This is a genomic window from Streptomyces sp. WAC07094 (assembly GCF_036320405.1).
GTDB classification, from domain to species: Bacteria; Actinomycetota; Actinomycetes; order Streptomycetales; family Streptomycetaceae; genus Streptomyces; species Streptomyces lannensis.
Window position 1 is genome coordinate 7,726,028 of record NZ_JAVMJZ010000001.1, and the last position, 14,387, is coordinate 7,740,414.

The following is a 14,387-nucleotide window of genomic DNA, read 5'->3' on the forward strand; positions in this document are numbered from 1 at the left end:
CACCGGCGAGCTGTCTCATCTACCACACTGCTCGTCGGCCGCCGCCTCTTCAGTGGCGCGTCGTGCGGGAGAACAGGGCCCGGTAACGGGCCGGCGCGCGCCGTAGCTCCTCCGGTTCGGCGTCCGGCAGGCTGCCGCCCCGGGCGAAGTTCAACACGTGTTCCGCCACGACGCGCAGCTTCGTGCTCCGCACCTTCGAACTTTCCCGGGCGCCGGACAAACGGCGGCCTTGACGGGCTGCGGGAGGGCTTGCAGCGCGTTGGCGCGTCAACAGGCAGCATGGGATTGGGAGCGGGATGTGTGGGCAAGGTCTGCTTCGACCCAGACGATCTTGCCGTCCTGCGTCTCGCGGGTGCCCCATCTGTCGAACAGCTGGGCGGCCACGGTGAGGTCTCGGCCGTGCTCGTCCACGGTGCGCGCGTTGCACATACACGGGGAGTTGACGTCGGCGTCTATCACTTCGACGGTCAGGGCTTGGTGCCAGATCAGACGCAGGCGAATCGGCCCGTCGCTGCGCCGGACGACGTTGGTGACCAGCTCGCTGACGATCTGCTTCACGCCGTCCACGAGTCCTTCCAAGCCCCATTCGGCCAGCCGACCGGCGGCCAGGGTCCAGGCGTGGCGGACAGCGGTCCGGTCACTGGGCAGCGTCCAGGAGGTGACCTGGGCCGGGCTGAGCGAGCGGGTGCGGACGAGGAGAAGGCTGGCGTCGTCGAACGCCGCCTGATCCTCGACGGACGCCATCGCGCGGGTGCACAGCTCCTCCAGGGACCGACCCGGTTGGGCGAGGACGGTGCCCAGGCGGTGCATGCCCTCCTCGATGTCCTGGCCGCGGGTCTCGATCACGCCGTCGGTGTAGAAGGCGAGGAGAGTGTTCTCGGGCAGTTCCAGTTCCATGGCCTCGAAGCGGGCTCCCAGCCCGATGCCGAGCGGGGCACCGGTGGGAAGGTCGGGGAAGGTCACCTTGCCCTGTGGGTCGATGATCGCGGGCGGCGGGTGCCCGGCCGCGGCCATGGCGCACCGGCGGGTGACCGGGTCGTAGACGGCATACAGACAGGTGGCGCCCACCGCCGCGTAGTTCTGGCCAGGATCGTCGCCGTCTTCTTCAGACACTCGCTGGACCGTGTTGTCGAGGCGGGACAGCAGTTCACCGGGGGGCAGCTCCAGATCGGACATCGCTCGTACCGCGGCGCGGAGCCTGCCCATCCTCGCGGCAGCGCCGATGCCGTGTCCGATCACATCGCCGACGACGAGGGCCACCCGGGCACCGGACAGCGGGATCACATCGAACCAGTCGCCCCCGACGCCCCTGTCGATGTCGGCGGGCTGGTAGCGAGAGGCCGTCTCCACCGCCGCACCGCCGCTCAGACGGCGCGGGAGCAGACTGTGTTGGAGCGCCAGCGCCGCGGTCTGCTCGCGGCAGTACTGGCGAGCGTTGTCCAACGCCACCGCGGCACGCCTGACGAGTTCTTCGGCCAGGAGCACATCGTCCTCCTGGAACGACGTCGGATTCTCGGTGCGGATGAACAGCGCCATGCCCAGCAGGACGCGCCGTACGCCGATGGGTACGAGCATCATGGAGTGCATGCCGTTCTCGCGGATCTTCTGCGCCCGTATCGGATCCTGGTCAATCCATGAGCCCGTAGCGGTGTCCAGGACCGGCTCCAGGTAGGACCTGCCGGTGCGCAGGATCTCGAAGAGGGGAGCGTCAGGCGGTACGGGGACCGCCTCACCGCGTCTCCAAGGGGATTCCGACGCCCCCTGGCGGATCGAGGCCAGACCGGCGCGTCGTAGAACGGGGAGGCGCTCGCTCACCGTGCCGAAGCGGACCGGGGCCCTCTCGCCGAACAAGGCCGACTGCTCCAGGTCCACCGTGACGAAGTCGGCGAACTGAGGCACGGCGAGTTCCGCCAGTTCCTGGGCGGTCTGCATCACATCCAGGGTGCTGCCGAAACGCGGGCCGGCCTCGCCGAGGACGGCGAGGCGCTCGCGCACTCGCCGGCTCTCGGCGACGTCGACGCTGATGATGCATACCCCCAGAGGCTGGCCGTCGGCGCCTTGGAGGCAGGAGAACGACATCCCGAACGGGTGCTCCAGGTCCCGACTCGTCGGAAGCCATGCGCGGTACTCGTGGACCGTGGTGGTGCCGCTTCGGAGCACCTGCCGCATCATCGCCTCGACCGTTGCGGCCTCGACGCCGGACCACCACACATCGGTGGGTCGACATCCCAGCCGACGGGTGGCGGAAATGCCGTCCTGGCTCTCCATCACGTCGTTCACCCAGGCGCCGCGGAGCTCCAGATCACGAACAAAGACGCCGATCGGCGCGCGGTCAAGAAGCGCCCCCCACACCGATCCGCTCGCCGCGTCCGCGGACGGCACGCCGATGTCGGTCAGGGTCGCGAGCCACCGCATTGCTCCGTCCTGCCCCTGCAGAGGTGAGATCCGCAAGCCGACGTCGAGCACCCGGCCGTCCTGGTGGCGCACTGCCGTCGCGCCCGACCAGCCGTTCCGTGCACGGCACTGCTCGACGAACGTGGACATCGCCGACGCTTCACCGAAGAACGGCAGGACGAGTGCGGCGGACCGGCCGACCACCGCGCAGGCGGTGTATCCGACAAGGTGCTGAGCGGTCTGCGTCCACGCGACCACCGTCCCCTGCTCGTCGAGCAGCGCGAACGCCGTGTCGGATATGTCTGACGCACCTATCCGTTTACCGAGTGTCACTCGTGCCGTGCTGGTCGTGGTCATATTCATCAAGCTGTCGTCCTCGGATGGCTTGCACCGTGCGACATGGAACACGGGAGCAGTTTGGTCTTTACGGGGCAATCGACCAGATAGCGCTCCGTCCTGTGACAACATCGCGACCGCGACTGAAACCGGTTCGGTCATGAAAGCCCGCTCCCGCCCGGAGGAGCGAAGCTGCGACCGGTACTCGATGAAGGCTGGGGATGCTCCTGTCCGATGAGTGACGGGGTCGTTGCCGTCAACCACGTCGAACGCCCGGGAAGGGAAGATCCTTCTCGGGCGTTCTTGCTGGTCGCGCTTGGCGCCCCCGGCAGGACTCGAACCTGCGGTCAAACGCTGAGCAGATGCCGACACAGCTTGCTTCTACGGCCGAGCGGGCACGTTCTGGTCGCTCCAGGTCCGAGCCGTTTCCGCGAGCCAGGCTCCATGGGACACCTGCTGTCGCCAGCGGATGCTCCTACCGGGACAAGCCGCCCGCAGTGTGGGAGCTGACCGGAGCCGGGTGCTCGGTGCGGGGTCTGCGGCGCACCGTCCCGAAGGGCTTGACGTAAGAAATCACGACGGTCGCGATCAGTACGCCGCAGGCTGCGGCCGAATCGCGGACCAGCCCGGTGGCGTCGGCGACGGGATGCCGGGCCAGCGCCGCCGAGGCTGCCGTCCCCAGCCCCGGAACCAGCACGAACGTGGCCAGGACGGTGCCTCCTGCCGTCACCGCGAGGCTTATCACCACCCACCAGTGGCGTAGCAGGCCCCAGGGCGTGAGCAGGCCCAGCGCTACGCCGGTGGCCAGGGCCAGCACGGCCAGCGGCAGGAGCAGCAGCTCGCCGATCAGGTGGGCGGCCGGATAGACGGTGACCGGGTCGCTGCCCAGCCGCCCCGCCGAGGCCAGGGTCAGCACGGCGGCGTCGCTGCCCAGCAGCCCGACCGACACCGTCACGTGTGCGGCCCGTAGCGCCTTGCGCCACTGCGGCGGCAACAGCGATCCGCGTCGGCGGGAGCGGCGCTCGTTGTGCGGGTGCGTCGTTCGGGTGGTAGGGGCGAACGGGGCGGGGTTCTGCGACGGGGTGTCCACGGGCCTCGCGTCCTCCGTGTCCGGTGTTTGTCCTGCCGGGGGGCCTACATCGCCTCCGATCCTGGACTCGGGAGGCGCGGACGTCGTCCTCCCCGGGGCGGCACACCGCCTACTACGAGGGAAGTACCGGGGAGTCGTAGGACACCCCGTCAACAGGCCGGGCTTGCTCCGGGGTACCCAAACCGTCTCAACGCCCAGCGGCATGCGAACGAACCATGTCCTGTCGGTGCCGCATGCAAGACAGCCTCGCTGTTGCATCATTGGGGGATCGATGGACGAGACGGGACAAGTAGTCCTTGCCGCCGGGCATCTGGCACTCAAACCGCGAGGCCCTCGGTGGGCGCATACCTCACTGTGTGTGCTGGACGCCGCCTTCTCCCTCGACGCCCACTACGAGCGACACACGGTCCCAACCTGCCACCGCTACGCGGCCTGGGCAGGCATCCCGGTGCCGATGTCAGGTAGCGCGCAGCTCCCTGTCTCCGACGAACTCGAGCAGGTCACGCGCCTGCGCTCGTCCACGTGGTGTCACTCGCCCCCACATGGTCCACGGCCGACAAGGTGGTCATCCGCCAGTCGCCGCCCTTTCGGCCCGGCGCCGCACGTCGCGGAGAAGTCGGATCACCAGTGCGCGATGGATGCGGGAGCCGATGACGATCAAGCGATAGACCCGCCCATGGGGCCAAGGGAACGCCGCATACGTCGAAGCGCTGAGCAGCGTCCCGCCGGGGTGTTCGGCGAGGGTGAGCAGCAGCTCGTAGCGGGAGAAGTGGTGACGTCCGGTCAATCGGAGACGGTGCCCAGGGACGGCTTCGGCTACGCGGAAGCCCGGGAGCGTCGCGCCCTTGGCGATGGGCTCGCCGGAGGCCCGATTCGGTGAAGCACCCAGCAGGCGGACGAACGTTTCGGAACCGGCAAACTGCGGGATCTGTGCGGCCAGAGCACTCCAAACCACGAAAGCCGGAGCAGACACGAGCACCCGATGCTCGTCAACGAACGGCAGTGCTTCGGTCACTCCCTTCACCCCCGTCCGGCTTCACGCGCATCCACCTCCGTCGGGGCGTGGACCGAGCGGTGCAGCTCCTTGGCCGACACGACCAGCCGGCGCGCTCCGGCCAGATTACGCCTGCCGACGGACGATGGCTGGGGTTGCTGTACTTCAGTGCTCTACCGCGCATCCGCGCCAGGAGGTGGCCAGTTGAAGTCAGAAGCTACGGATGATCAACCATCCGGCGGCTCCGAGCACCAGCAGGTATCCACCGACAGAGAGTGTTTTGCCCAAGCCCTCGCGACCAGCGTTCTCGATCCACCGGCCGATGATCCCGACCATCGGTGCCACAAAAATGATCAGAAGGATGCCGATGAAGAAGTCCATGATGCCCCCCGGCTGCGATGACTTCCTGGTGATCCAGGGCGTGATCGTAGGTCACGGGATCTCCCAAGGGGAAGCTCGGATCGGGTTCGTGGCCCGCAGACGGCCCCAGTGCTCCGCCGGGAAATCGCGGAACGCGGGCAACTCGTCGGCGTCGTCGGTGTTCTTCACGACGGCCTCGGGCTACTTGGCGCCGTAAGTGCGGGCGAACGCCTCGATCGCCGACGGCTGCACACCGGCGCCTGCTAGTGCTGTGACCACATAGGTGCACCGGTTTGGGTGCCTTACAGGTTGTTCACATAGAAGCTGGTGAGTCGTTCGACGGCAGCGTTGACGTATTCGGGTTCGTCGTACATCTCGTAGTGGCCGGCGCCGTCGATCACCATGAGGTCGACGGGGTTGGGGGCCAGCTTCCACAGCTGCATGCCGGTGTCGTAGGAGCCGGTGTTGCCGATGCGTCCGGCGAGGATGACCTGGAGCGGCTGGGTCATGAGCCGATCGGCCAAGTGGAACGCGTCGTAGCCCAGCAGGAGGGAGTCGCTGCGCAAGAGGCGCCGGTTCGTGGAGTGTTCGTTGCCGCCGCGCTCGGTGCGGTAGTAGGTGATGGCCTGAGTGGTGTCGATGTCGGTCAGGCCCGCTGGCGTGGCGTCCTCAAGGGTATCGGGCAGCCAGTTCACGCGGGTCGTCTCGCTGGAGCGGGCCTCTTCGGTCCGTGCGTCCGCGAGGGCGTCGAGTGCTGCGGCCGGACCGTCGGGCTGGAAGCCGCGGAACGAGGCGCCGATGTTGACGGGGACGACCGTGCCGACCGCTTTGATGCGGTGGTCCGTGCGCGCGGTGTGCACGGCGTAGCCCCCACCGGCGCAGATGCCGAGGACGCCGATGCGCTGCGGGTCGATGCCGGGGGTCGTGGTGAGCACTTCGATGGCGTAGGAGATGTCCTCGCCTCGGCGGTAGGGGTCTTCGAGGTCGCGGGGTTCGCCCTCGCTCTGGCCCTGATGGGCGGGGTCGAAGACGAGCGCCGCGATGCCGCGGGCGGCGAGACGGGAGGCGTAGTTGGCGCCGATCTGCTCCTTCACGCTGCTGCCTGGGGTGGAGAGCACCACAGCGCGCAGCGGTGCGCTGCTGTCGGCGTTGTCGGGCAGGTGGAGGTCTGCGGCGAGGTTGATGGGACCGCGCGGGATCGTGAGGTGCTGAAGCATGCGTGCCGTCCTTCGTGAGATTGTTGTTCCACAGGAGTCCAGTACAAGACAATGACTAGTACAGTTTGGAACTAATACGAAACTGTACCAGATTGGACGGAGGGTCGCATGTCAGTCGACGGGGCGCAGCTGTGGACGCTGAACCAGCGGCTGCTGGCAGTCGTGATGGATGCCTGCACGCGGGAGCTGGCCGATCTCGGGTTGGAGACGAAGGAGTTTTTCGTCCTGGCCGAGGTGGAGGCATCGCCGTACCCGGCCGAGATCGCGACCGCGCTGCTGCTACCCAAGGCCAGCGTGACGGTCTACGTTCGCAACCTCGTCGCCAAGGGCTTTGTCCGCCGCGAGATCGACGAGGCGGACTTGCGGCGTCATCGGCTCGTACTGACCGCCGAGGGCACGCAAGCACGCGATCGAGCACTTGCAGCCCTCGCGGCGGAGTACGACCGAAGGTTGGCGAAGGTCACCCCCCAGGACCGCGTTGAGCTGCAACGCATCCTCAAAGCGATGCTCGCCTCGCCCGCGTCAGCCCGTATGCGCGAGTGATTCGCCTGTCCGGTGCTCTGCTGCACCTTCGGGCTGCGACCTCATGGATTCGTCAGACCGTTCAGGTGGCGACGGCAAGGGACGTCCGCCCCAGCGGATGCCCTTCTCGCTTCGGATGCGTGCGCGTTCGCGACGCTGCGCCGCGAGGACGTCGGGGTGGCGGGCGTTGGCGTTACGCCAGCGCAGGTAGGCGTGCAGGGCCCGGGTCTGGACGTTGTGGTTGGGGTGGTGGGAGTTGGCGATGGTGAACTGCCGTAGCGATCCGAAGCGGGCTTCGATCGGGTTCGCCCAGGACGCACAGGTCGGGGTGAAGCACAGCTTGACCTTGTTCCTCTTCGCCCAGCGATGCATGTCGGCGCCTTTGTGGGCGGAGGATCACGCGGCCGGTGCACCTTCCGCAGCTAGGCGGCGAGTTTGCGGATTGACCAGCGAGTGAAGGGCTGCCCGAGCTTGGTCGGGCGGGTGGTGGCCGTCTGAACGACGAAGTCCTCGTCGTCAGGACTGAGCAGGCGGGGACGCCCTCCCGCCCACCGAGGGTCCAGGCAGGCCAGACCGATCCCGTCGAACCGGTGGGTCGTGTCGCGGACAGTGTCCTCATCAGCCCGCACCACCTTCGCGATCACCGGGACCCGGTTTCCGCCGGCCGAGGCCACCAGCATCATCGCGCGCCGGTACCGCACCGAACTGGTGCTGCCCCGGCGCACGATCTGCTCCAGCTTCTGCCCCTCGTGGTCGGTCAACCTGCGCACACGGACAGGGCTCAGCCACCCACACCCCCAACGGTCGGATCGGACGGCTCCGGACATCCAACCGCTGGAACTGCCGACCCGGCGAACCTTCCCGGTCAGAGCACTAGCCGTACGTGGCGAAGGCGACTCGGCCCGGCACGCGCATCCCTGCGAATCGGCGAATGCCCTGCTCAGGGGGCACAGAGGTGGGGACAACCCCCCGGGATGGTGGGGGGCCCGGCCCCCACGAGGCCTACGGCTGACAGGCTGGTGACGGTGGGAGGGCCGTAGCCAGACTCGCCTGCATGACGATTTCCTCCGAAGCCACGGTCACAAACGGCCCGGCCGCCGTGCGGCCCAGCCGATCCCGCCCCGACGCCGGCAGCGACTTCGCCCGCCTGTCGCAGCGAATCACCGAGGCGGGTCTACTGCGGCGGCGCCCCGGCTACTACACGGTGCGGCTCGGTCTGGTGATCGGGCTGCTGGCGGGGGGCTGGATGGCCTTCGTCGCGCTGGGCGACACGTGGTGGCAGCTGGCGGTCGCCGCCTTCCTCGCCCTGATCTTCGGCCAAGTCGCCTTGGTGGCACACGACTTGGCCCACCGGCAGGTGTGCCGAAAACGCCGCGCGAGCGCGATCTGGGGCCGGCTCTTCGGCAACCTCGGTATCGGCATGAGTTACGGCTGGTGGATGAACAAGCACACCCGCCACCACGCAAACCCCAACCACGAGGAACTCGACCCCGATGTCGCCCCGGACATCCTGGTGTGGTCCACCGAGCAGGCCCGCAACAGCAGCGGTCTGGCCCGATTCATCGGAGGCCACCAGGCGTTCTTGTTCTTCCCGCTGCTGACGCTGGAGGGCTTCAACCTGCACGTGGCGAGCGCGCGGGCGCTGAGCTCGCCGTCGATGAAGAACCGCCTGCTGGAGGGCACACTGCTCTTCCTGCACATCGCGGCCTACTTGTCCGCGCTGTTCCTGGTGCTCTCTCCCGGCAAGGCAGTGGCGTTCCTCGCCGTGCACCAGTGCCTGTTCGGTGTCTACCTCGGCTGCACGTTCGCCCCAAACCACAAGGGCATGCCCACCTTCACCGGCGAGGACCGCCCCGACTTCCTGCGCCGTCAGGTACTGACCTCCCGCAATGTGCGGGGCGGGCGGTTCACGGACCTGATGCTCGGCGGGCTCAACTACCAGATCGAACATCACCTGTTCCCGAGCATGCCCACTCCTCACCTACGGCGGGCCCAGGTCGTCGTACGCGCGTACTGCACCGAGATCGGTGTGCCCTACCACGAAACCAGGATTCTCCAGTCCTACCGCGAGGCGCTCACCCACCTGCACCGAGTGGGCGAGCCCATCAGGCGTCAACGCAAGGCGTCGTGACGGCAGGGCGACACCCGACGCCGCAGGGGGCGCCGACCTCAATGCTTGGCGTCCTCTTTGGTTGATTTCGCGACCTTCAAATCGGTTGGGCAATCGTTGCGCTTTGTACGAGGTCAGGCGGGAGGCACTGGCTCTGCGAGTTCTGCGGGTGCCGCGACACGGCGGGTACCAGCAGAACGCTGACGAAATGGAATCGGGTGAGGTCCTGGTGCGTGAACGCGTCAGCAGCCTGGGCATCGTGGATGGGTTCCTGCGGGAGGGTGGATGCCGTGGTGGCCCGCTTCCGGTGGGCCGTCGGCGGAGACCCATACGCGGGAACGCCGGAGTTGTCAGGGGCTCCTGGACTTTCGCCGTCTCCAGGCGGGCGGCCCTCAGCAAGTCGGGCAGCAGGTGGACCGACGAGCCGTAATTGATCTTTTTGCTGTGCGGGGCCGTCCTCGGATAACCGGAGTGCTGTCCGCTGGCCCGGAGCCTTCTGCGGTCCGGCCCTCTGTCAGGCGCGCTTCGTCTTCTTCACCGGTGGGGCGGGCTCACCCGGCGCCGCCCAGCAGTCCGGCCCACCACCCTGGCACGGCCAAACTTCCGGACCACCGCCCCGCCACTCGATGAGGTCCGATTCGGCCACGTCCAGCTCATCCCAACCCACCAGCCCGATGCATTGCAGGAACACGGTCAGGTCGTGCAATGAATACGCCGTACCAAGGAACTCGTCACCGAGGTGTATGTTGCGGCCGCCAGATCCGCAGGGCGTCTCCACGATTATGGGACGCTCAATCATGGCCTCACTGTCTCCCAGGCAGAGCCAGACCGCATTCCGAGGCGTCATCTGAGACAGACGGGACTCTTGTCCTGCCGGTGACGCCGACGACCGTCACCGAGGCTTCCGGGTGGTGCCGACGCTGCGAGGGAAGGCCCGGCACATGCGTATCGGGGAGATCGGGCGGGAGGTGTCCGTGTTCTATTACGTGCTCAAGTACGTTCTTCTGGGGCCGTTGCTGCGGTTGCTGTTCCGGGCGCGCGCGGAGGGCCTCGAGCACCTTCCAGTGAAGGGCGCAGCGATCGTTGCCGGGAATCACCTGTCCTTCGCGGACCCACTTCTCATGGCCGCGGTCCTGAAGCGGCGCATCACGTTCCTGGCCAAGGCCGAGTACTTCAGGGCGCGGGGCCTAATGGGCCGACTGATTGCGCTCGTCCTCCGCGGCGCCGGGCAGATCTCGGTGGACAGATCGGGCAGGGCCGCGGCGCAGGCGGCCATCCGGGAAGGGCTGGGTGTACTGATGAAGGGAGACTTGCTCGCGATCTATCCGGAGGGCACGCGTTCCCCGGACGGCCGACTGTACAAGGGCAAGGTTGGGGTGGCCCTAATAGCGTTGGATGTGCATGTTCCGGTGATTCCGTGCGCGATGGTGGGGACCTTCCAGATCTGGCCTCCAGGGCGTGTCCTGCCCAGGCGGCGGCCGATCGTGATCCGTTTCGGGGAACCACTGGACTTCTCACGCTATGCAGGGATGGTGCACCAGAAGGCGGTGCTGCGGGCAGTCACCGACGAGATCACGTACGCGATTTTGCGACTGTCGGGCCAGGAGTACGTGGATCAGTACGCGGCTGACGTGAAGGCCAGACAGACGCAGGGGCGGCGGAGGCGAAGTCCCGCCCCTTCGCCGCGATCCGGTCCAAACGGCCGTCCGCTGTAACCGAGCAGTGTCGGTGTGCGGGTGTCTCGCCGGCGCAGGCACGGGATGCGCTGCGGCAGCAGAATCCGATGTGGCACGCGCTGCCGTGCGGATATCGTCCGCGGCTTCATGGAGCACGCGGCCGGGCGCCGAGTGCGTCAGTCGGGGGACGATCACGTAGAGCATCCCGCAGAATTTACCCAAAACATCTTGACTCACAAAATATGCGGTGCATTGTGGTTATTAGGTCACAACACCGAAAGAGTTTACAAAGCCGGTAAGGACGTCTAGCCGACGGAGTGACTTGGACAGGATGTGGGTTAGGCCCCCGGCAAGCCGGCGCGATACCGAGGCGACAGTGACGACTGAAGCTTCAGGACACGCGCAGCACTACCGGGGACTGCTTTGTCTTGCAGCCTTCGCGCGGGCCGGGCGTCCGATGCGAAGGCTGTGGCGCGCCAACTCTCCAGCGGGACCGAACAGCACTAGATGATCTATTCCAAGGGGTGATGCCGGCGCGTCAGACGGGCGTGTAGCTGTGTGGCTGTTACGCCCCGGGGTGGTATGCCTCCAGGTGGTCGGCCAGTTCCACGGGGTGACCGAGCATGGGGCAGTGGTCACCGGGCAGCTCGTCGGGTGTAATACGCAGGCGTTCCCGCACGATCCGGCGCATGTACTCGGCAGGGAAGAAGCGGTCGTCCCTGGACAAGAGGAACTTCGTGGGCACATCCGGCCACGCGGCCAGTGGCCACGGCTTCATGAACGGCGTGGCCGATTGTGTGCGCGTGTGCTTCTTGGCCTCGGCGGCCAGCGCTGGCGGGGTGTCGTGGTGGAACAGGGCAGTGTCGTCGTCGGGATCCCTGCCGTCGCGTTCGTCTTGTTCACGCCTGGCCTGCTCGTAGCCGGTGTTGGCCCACCACTGGCCCGGGCTCTCGCCCGGTGCTGGGATCTGCGCCTGCAGCATCACCAGCAGGTCCACCGGCACGCGGTCGCACACCAACGGTGCGGTGAACCCGCCGAAGGAATGGGCCACCAAGATCAGGTCGGTGCGATCACCGATCGCATCGACCACAGTGTCGGCGTACTCGGCCAGCCCGGCCGAGTCGTCGTCGCAGGGCAGGTCCACCGCCACCACGTCATGTCCCCGCCCACGCAACTCGGCCTCCAGCAGGTGCCAGTACCACGGGCCGGACGCGGCACCGGGAATCAACACATACGTAGCCATCGTCAGCGACCCCTCGTTAGCGAAGACGGTGCCTCAACGCCGTCGCGCTGCCCATCGAGGCAGGGCGAGCGAACGCCCCACTGCCGGGCCGGAGTTGTCCCGCGTTCGGGAGGAGGTGTTCCACGCGTTGATAAGGCGAGGGCACCCATGATCATTGTGTGACGAACAATCTGGATACCCTCGCGACCGCACTCTATGTGAAGATTGACGACTTGCTGAAGACATCGCCGCATCTGGCCCCGTACCGACCCGACGTCGGCAAAGCGCCGCGGCTGAGCGACGCAGAACTGATCACGCTCTCGGTTATCCAGGCACTGCTCGGCTTCCCCTCCGAGGCCCGCTGGATCCGCTACGCGCGCAGCAACCTGCGTCATCTGTTCCCGTACCTGCCGAAACAGCCCGGCTGCAACAAGCGGCTGCGCAAGGCCGCCGGGCTGATTCAGCAGGTCACACGCCTGCTGGCGGTCGACACCACGCTGTGGAGCGACGACGTCTGGGTGGTCGACTCCACCCCAGTGGAATGCGGGCGCTCCCGCGAGACCGTCAAACGCTCCGACTTGGCCGGATGGGCCGAATACGGCTACTGCGCCAGCCACTCACGCTTCTTTTGGGGGCTGCGGCTGCACCTGGTGTGCACACTGCACGGCCTGCCGGTCGCGTTCGCGTTGACCGGGGCGAAGGCCGACGAGCGCGAGACACTGCTGGCCATGTTCGAGGTCGAGCCCGAGCTGCTCGCAGATCGGCCCGGTCAGACGTTGATCGGCGACAAGAACTACTTCGGGCGAGACTTCGAGGGCCACCTCGAGAGGGACTGTCACATCCAGCTGCTGCGGCCGGCCCGCAAGGGTGAGGCCGAGCGGGCCAGTGCGCAACTGTTCAAGCCGCTGCGGCAGGTAATCGAGTCGGTCAACGAGACCTTCAAGGGCCAGCTCGACCTCGAACGCCACCGGGGCCGCACCCCCGGCGGGGTGATGGTCCGTGTTCTGCAGCGCATCCTCGCACTGACTGCCGCCATCTGGCACAACGACCGCACCGGACAGCCGGTCATGCGGGCGTTGACCGCCTACGACTCCCAATGAAGATGTCAAGCCGCCTCAGCCAGGGGTGGTGTGAGTTGGTAGCACCGTCCGTCACGCAGCAGCGCCCACAGGACATTGACCCGCCGACGCGCCAGGGCCAGTACGGCCTGGACGTGCCGCTTGCCTTCGGCGCGTTTGCGGTCGTAGAAGCGACGGGACTCCTCACAGCAGCGGATGCTGATCAGGGCCGACGTGTAGAAGACGCGTTGAAGCCCGCGGTGGTAACGGGCCGGGCGCTTCAGGTTGCCGCTGATGCGCCCGGAATCGCGGGGAGCCGGGGCCAGGCCGGCGAAGCCCGCGAGGCGGTCAGGAGTACCGAAGCGGGTCATGTCCCCGCTCGTGGCAGCCAGGAACTCAGCGCCGAGCAAGGGGCCGATCCCGGGCAGGCTGGCGATCACCTCGGCCTGGGCATGGCTGCGAAACCGTCCCTCGATGAGCTTGTCGATCTCGTCGACCTTCTCGTTGAGGGCGATCACCTCCTTCGCCAAGCTGTGCACCATCTGCGCGGCCATCGTTTCGCCGGGCAGCGCCGTGTGCTGTCGCTCGGCAGCCTCCACGGCGGCAGCGGCCAGGTCGGCGGAGCTGCGGACCTTGCGGTTGCGCAGCCAGGTCTCCAGTCGTTTGATGCCGATGCGGCGCAGAGCGGCCGGGGTCTGGTAGCCAGTCAGCAACACCAGCGGGCCGCGGTTGCCCATGTCGAGCGCACGCTCCAAAGCCGGGAATATGCCCAGGAGTTGGTCACGCAACCGGTTGACCGTGCGGGTCCGGTCAGCGACCAGATCAGCCCGGCGGGCGGTGAGGATCTTCAGCTCTGCGATGGCTTGCGCATCGGGCCGCACCGGCTCCAGGTCGCGGCGCATACGGGTCTGGTCGGCGATGATCGCCGCGTCGCGGGCATCGGTCTTTCCCTGGCCGCGGTAGCCGGCTGTTGCCCGGTTGACCGCCAGTCCGGGCAGGTAGAAGACGGGCTGGCCATGGTTGGCCAAGAGCCCCAACAGCAGGACAGCACCACCATGTGTGACGTCCACGGCCCAGGTCGTCTCATGGCCGAGGTCCAGGACGGCCGCGATCAGGGCAAGCAGCTCCGACTCGTCGTTGGCCACCCGGCGGGACAGCAGATGCCTGCCCTCCGCGTCGACCACCACGCAGTGGTGGTGGGTCTTGCCGATGTCCACCCCGGCCCATATGCGGCCCATTACCCCTCCGGCGCTCGTGCTCGTCGTGTCCGCAGACGACCTCGCCGGCAGGTCCTTACATAGCGATCTGTTCGCAAATCCCAATCAGCGGCCGAGTCGTCGCGGGGCGTGAGGCGGCCAGTCGTACGAAGCCACGGTCGGCAGACCACTGAAAGCCACACCTCACACCC

13 protein-coding genes and 1 pseudogene are annotated in these 14,387 nt (G+C 67.3%); 4 read left to right on the forward strand and 10 right to left on the reverse strand.

What is annotated here, in order from left to right:
* Positions 1-49 precede the first annotated feature (49 nt).
* The 6 genes from RCR19_RS34535 to RCR19_RS34560 form a co-directional block, all read right to left on the reverse strand.
* Entirely contained in the window at positions 50-193 is a 144-nt protein-coding gene (locus RCR19_RS34535; protein ID WP_331268691.1) for a hypothetical protein, read from the reverse strand.
* A gap of 74 nt (positions 194-267) precedes the next feature.
* Entirely contained in the window at positions 268-2,751 is a 2,484-nt protein-coding gene (locus RCR19_RS34540) for a SpoIIE family protein phosphatase (RefSeq protein ID WP_331268692.1), read from the reverse strand.
* A gap of 454 nt (positions 2,752-3,205) precedes the next feature.
* Entirely contained in the window at positions 3,206-3,820 is a 615-nt protein-coding gene (locus tag RCR19_RS34545) for a DUF2269 domain-containing protein (RefSeq protein WP_331268693.1), read from the reverse strand.
* A 565-nt stretch (positions 3,821-4,385) separates the two neighbouring features.
* Positions 4,386-4,835: a hypothetical protein gene (locus RCR19_RS34550; protein ID WP_331268694.1), complete on the reverse strand. Its 450-nt coding sequence runs from the start codon at positions 4,833-4,835 to the stop codon at positions 4,386-4,388.
* Positions 4,836-5,024: 189 nt separating this feature from the next.
* On the reverse strand, positions 5,025-5,195 hold the full coding sequence (locus RCR19_RS34555) for a hypothetical protein (RefSeq protein WP_331268695.1): 171 nt from the start codon (positions 5,193-5,195) through the stop codon (positions 5,025-5,027).
* A gap of 281 nt (positions 5,196-5,476) precedes the next feature.
* Entirely contained in the window at positions 5,477-6,391 is a 915-nt protein-coding gene (locus RCR19_RS34560) for an alpha/beta hydrolase (RefSeq protein ID WP_331268696.1), read from the reverse strand.
* A 108-nt stretch (positions 6,392-6,499) separates the two neighbouring features.
* Between RCR19_RS34560 and RCR19_RS34565 the strand changes: the two genes are divergently transcribed.
* Entirely contained in the window at positions 6,500-6,934 is a 435-nt protein-coding gene (locus tag RCR19_RS34565) for a MarR family transcriptional regulator (protein WP_331268697.1), read from the forward strand.
* A gap of 75 nt (positions 6,935-7,009) precedes the next feature.
* Here RCR19_RS34565 and RCR19_RS34570 read toward each other — a convergent pair.
* Positions 7,010-7,740 (reverse strand): annotated as a pseudogene (locus tag RCR19_RS34570) (helix-turn-helix domain-containing protein); the annotation flags it as partial.
* A 227-nt stretch (positions 7,741-7,967) separates the two neighbouring features.
* On the opposite strand from RCR19_RS34570, the gene RCR19_RS34575 reads away from it, so the two are divergent.
* Entirely contained in the window at positions 7,968-9,044 is a 1,077-nt protein-coding gene (locus tag RCR19_RS34575) for an acyl-CoA desaturase (RefSeq protein WP_331268698.1), read from the forward strand.
* Between the two features lie 493 nt (positions 9,045-9,537).
* On the opposite strand, the gene RCR19_RS34580 is transcribed toward RCR19_RS34575, so the two are convergent.
* The gene (locus tag RCR19_RS34580) at positions 9,538-9,822 is read right to left on the reverse strand and encodes a hypothetical protein (RefSeq protein WP_331268699.1); all 285 of its coding nucleotides are present in this window, start codon (positions 9,820-9,822) and stop codon (positions 9,538-9,540) included.
* Between the two features lie 175 nt (positions 9,823-9,997).
* On the opposite strand from RCR19_RS34580, the gene RCR19_RS34585 reads away from it, so the two are divergent.
* Positions 9,998-10,738 (forward strand): lysophospholipid acyltransferase family protein, encoded by a 741-nt coding sequence (locus tag RCR19_RS34585; protein WP_331269636.1) that lies wholly within the window; start codon positions 9,998-10,000, stop codon positions 10,736-10,738.
* 526 nt (positions 10,739-11,264) lie between these two features.
* Here RCR19_RS34585 and RCR19_RS34590 read toward each other — a convergent pair.
* Positions 11,265-11,942, reverse strand: a complete 678-nt coding sequence (locus tag RCR19_RS34590) for an alpha/beta hydrolase (RefSeq protein WP_331268700.1) — start codon at positions 11,940-11,942, stop codon at positions 11,265-11,267.
* Positions 11,943-12,100: 158 nt separating this feature from the next.
* Between RCR19_RS34590 and RCR19_RS34595 the strand changes: the two genes are divergently transcribed.
* Positions 12,101-13,021 (forward strand): IS982 family transposase, encoded by a 921-nt coding sequence (locus tag RCR19_RS34595; RefSeq protein ID WP_331268701.1) that lies wholly within the window; start codon positions 12,101-12,103, stop codon positions 13,019-13,021.
* A gap of 5 nt (positions 13,022-13,026) precedes the next feature.
* On the opposite strand, the gene RCR19_RS34600 is transcribed toward RCR19_RS34595, so the two are convergent.
* Positions 13,027-14,217, reverse strand: coding sequence for an IS110 family transposase (locus tag RCR19_RS34600; protein WP_331268702.1), 1,191 nt, complete (start codon positions 14,215-14,217; stop codon positions 13,027-13,029).
* Positions 14,218-14,387: the final 170 nt, after the last annotated feature.

Coding starts and splice junctions, on each gene's coding strand:
- RCR19_RS34540 (WP_331268692.1), bottom strand. CDS start 2,751: ATGACCACGACCAGCACGGCACGAGTGACACTCGGTAAACGGATAGGT.
- RCR19_RS34565 (WP_331268697.1), top strand. CDS start 6,500: ATGTCAGTCGACGGGGCGCAGCTGTGGACGCTGAACCAGCGGCTGCTG.
- RCR19_RS34600 (WP_331268702.1), bottom strand. CDS start 14,217: ATGGGCCGCATATGGGCCGGGGTGGACATCGGCAAGACCCACCACCAC.
- RCR19_RS34580 (WP_331268699.1), bottom strand. CDS start 9,822: ATGATTGAGCGTCCCATAATCGTGGAGACGCCCTGCGGATCTGGCGGC.
- RCR19_RS34590 (WP_331268700.1), bottom strand. CDS start 11,942: ATGGCTACGTATGTGTTGATTCCCGGTGCCGCGTCCGGCCCGTGGTAC.
- RCR19_RS34560 (WP_331268696.1), bottom strand. CDS start 6,391: ATGCTTCAGCACCTCACGATCCCGCGCGGTCCCATCAACCTCGCCGCA.
- RCR19_RS34575 (WP_331268698.1), top strand. CDS start 7,968: ATGACGATTTCCTCCGAAGCCACGGTCACAAACGGCCCGGCCGCCGTG.
- RCR19_RS34555 (WP_331268695.1), bottom strand. CDS start 5,195: ATGGACTTCTTCATCGGCATCCTTCTGATCATTTTTGTGGCACCGATG.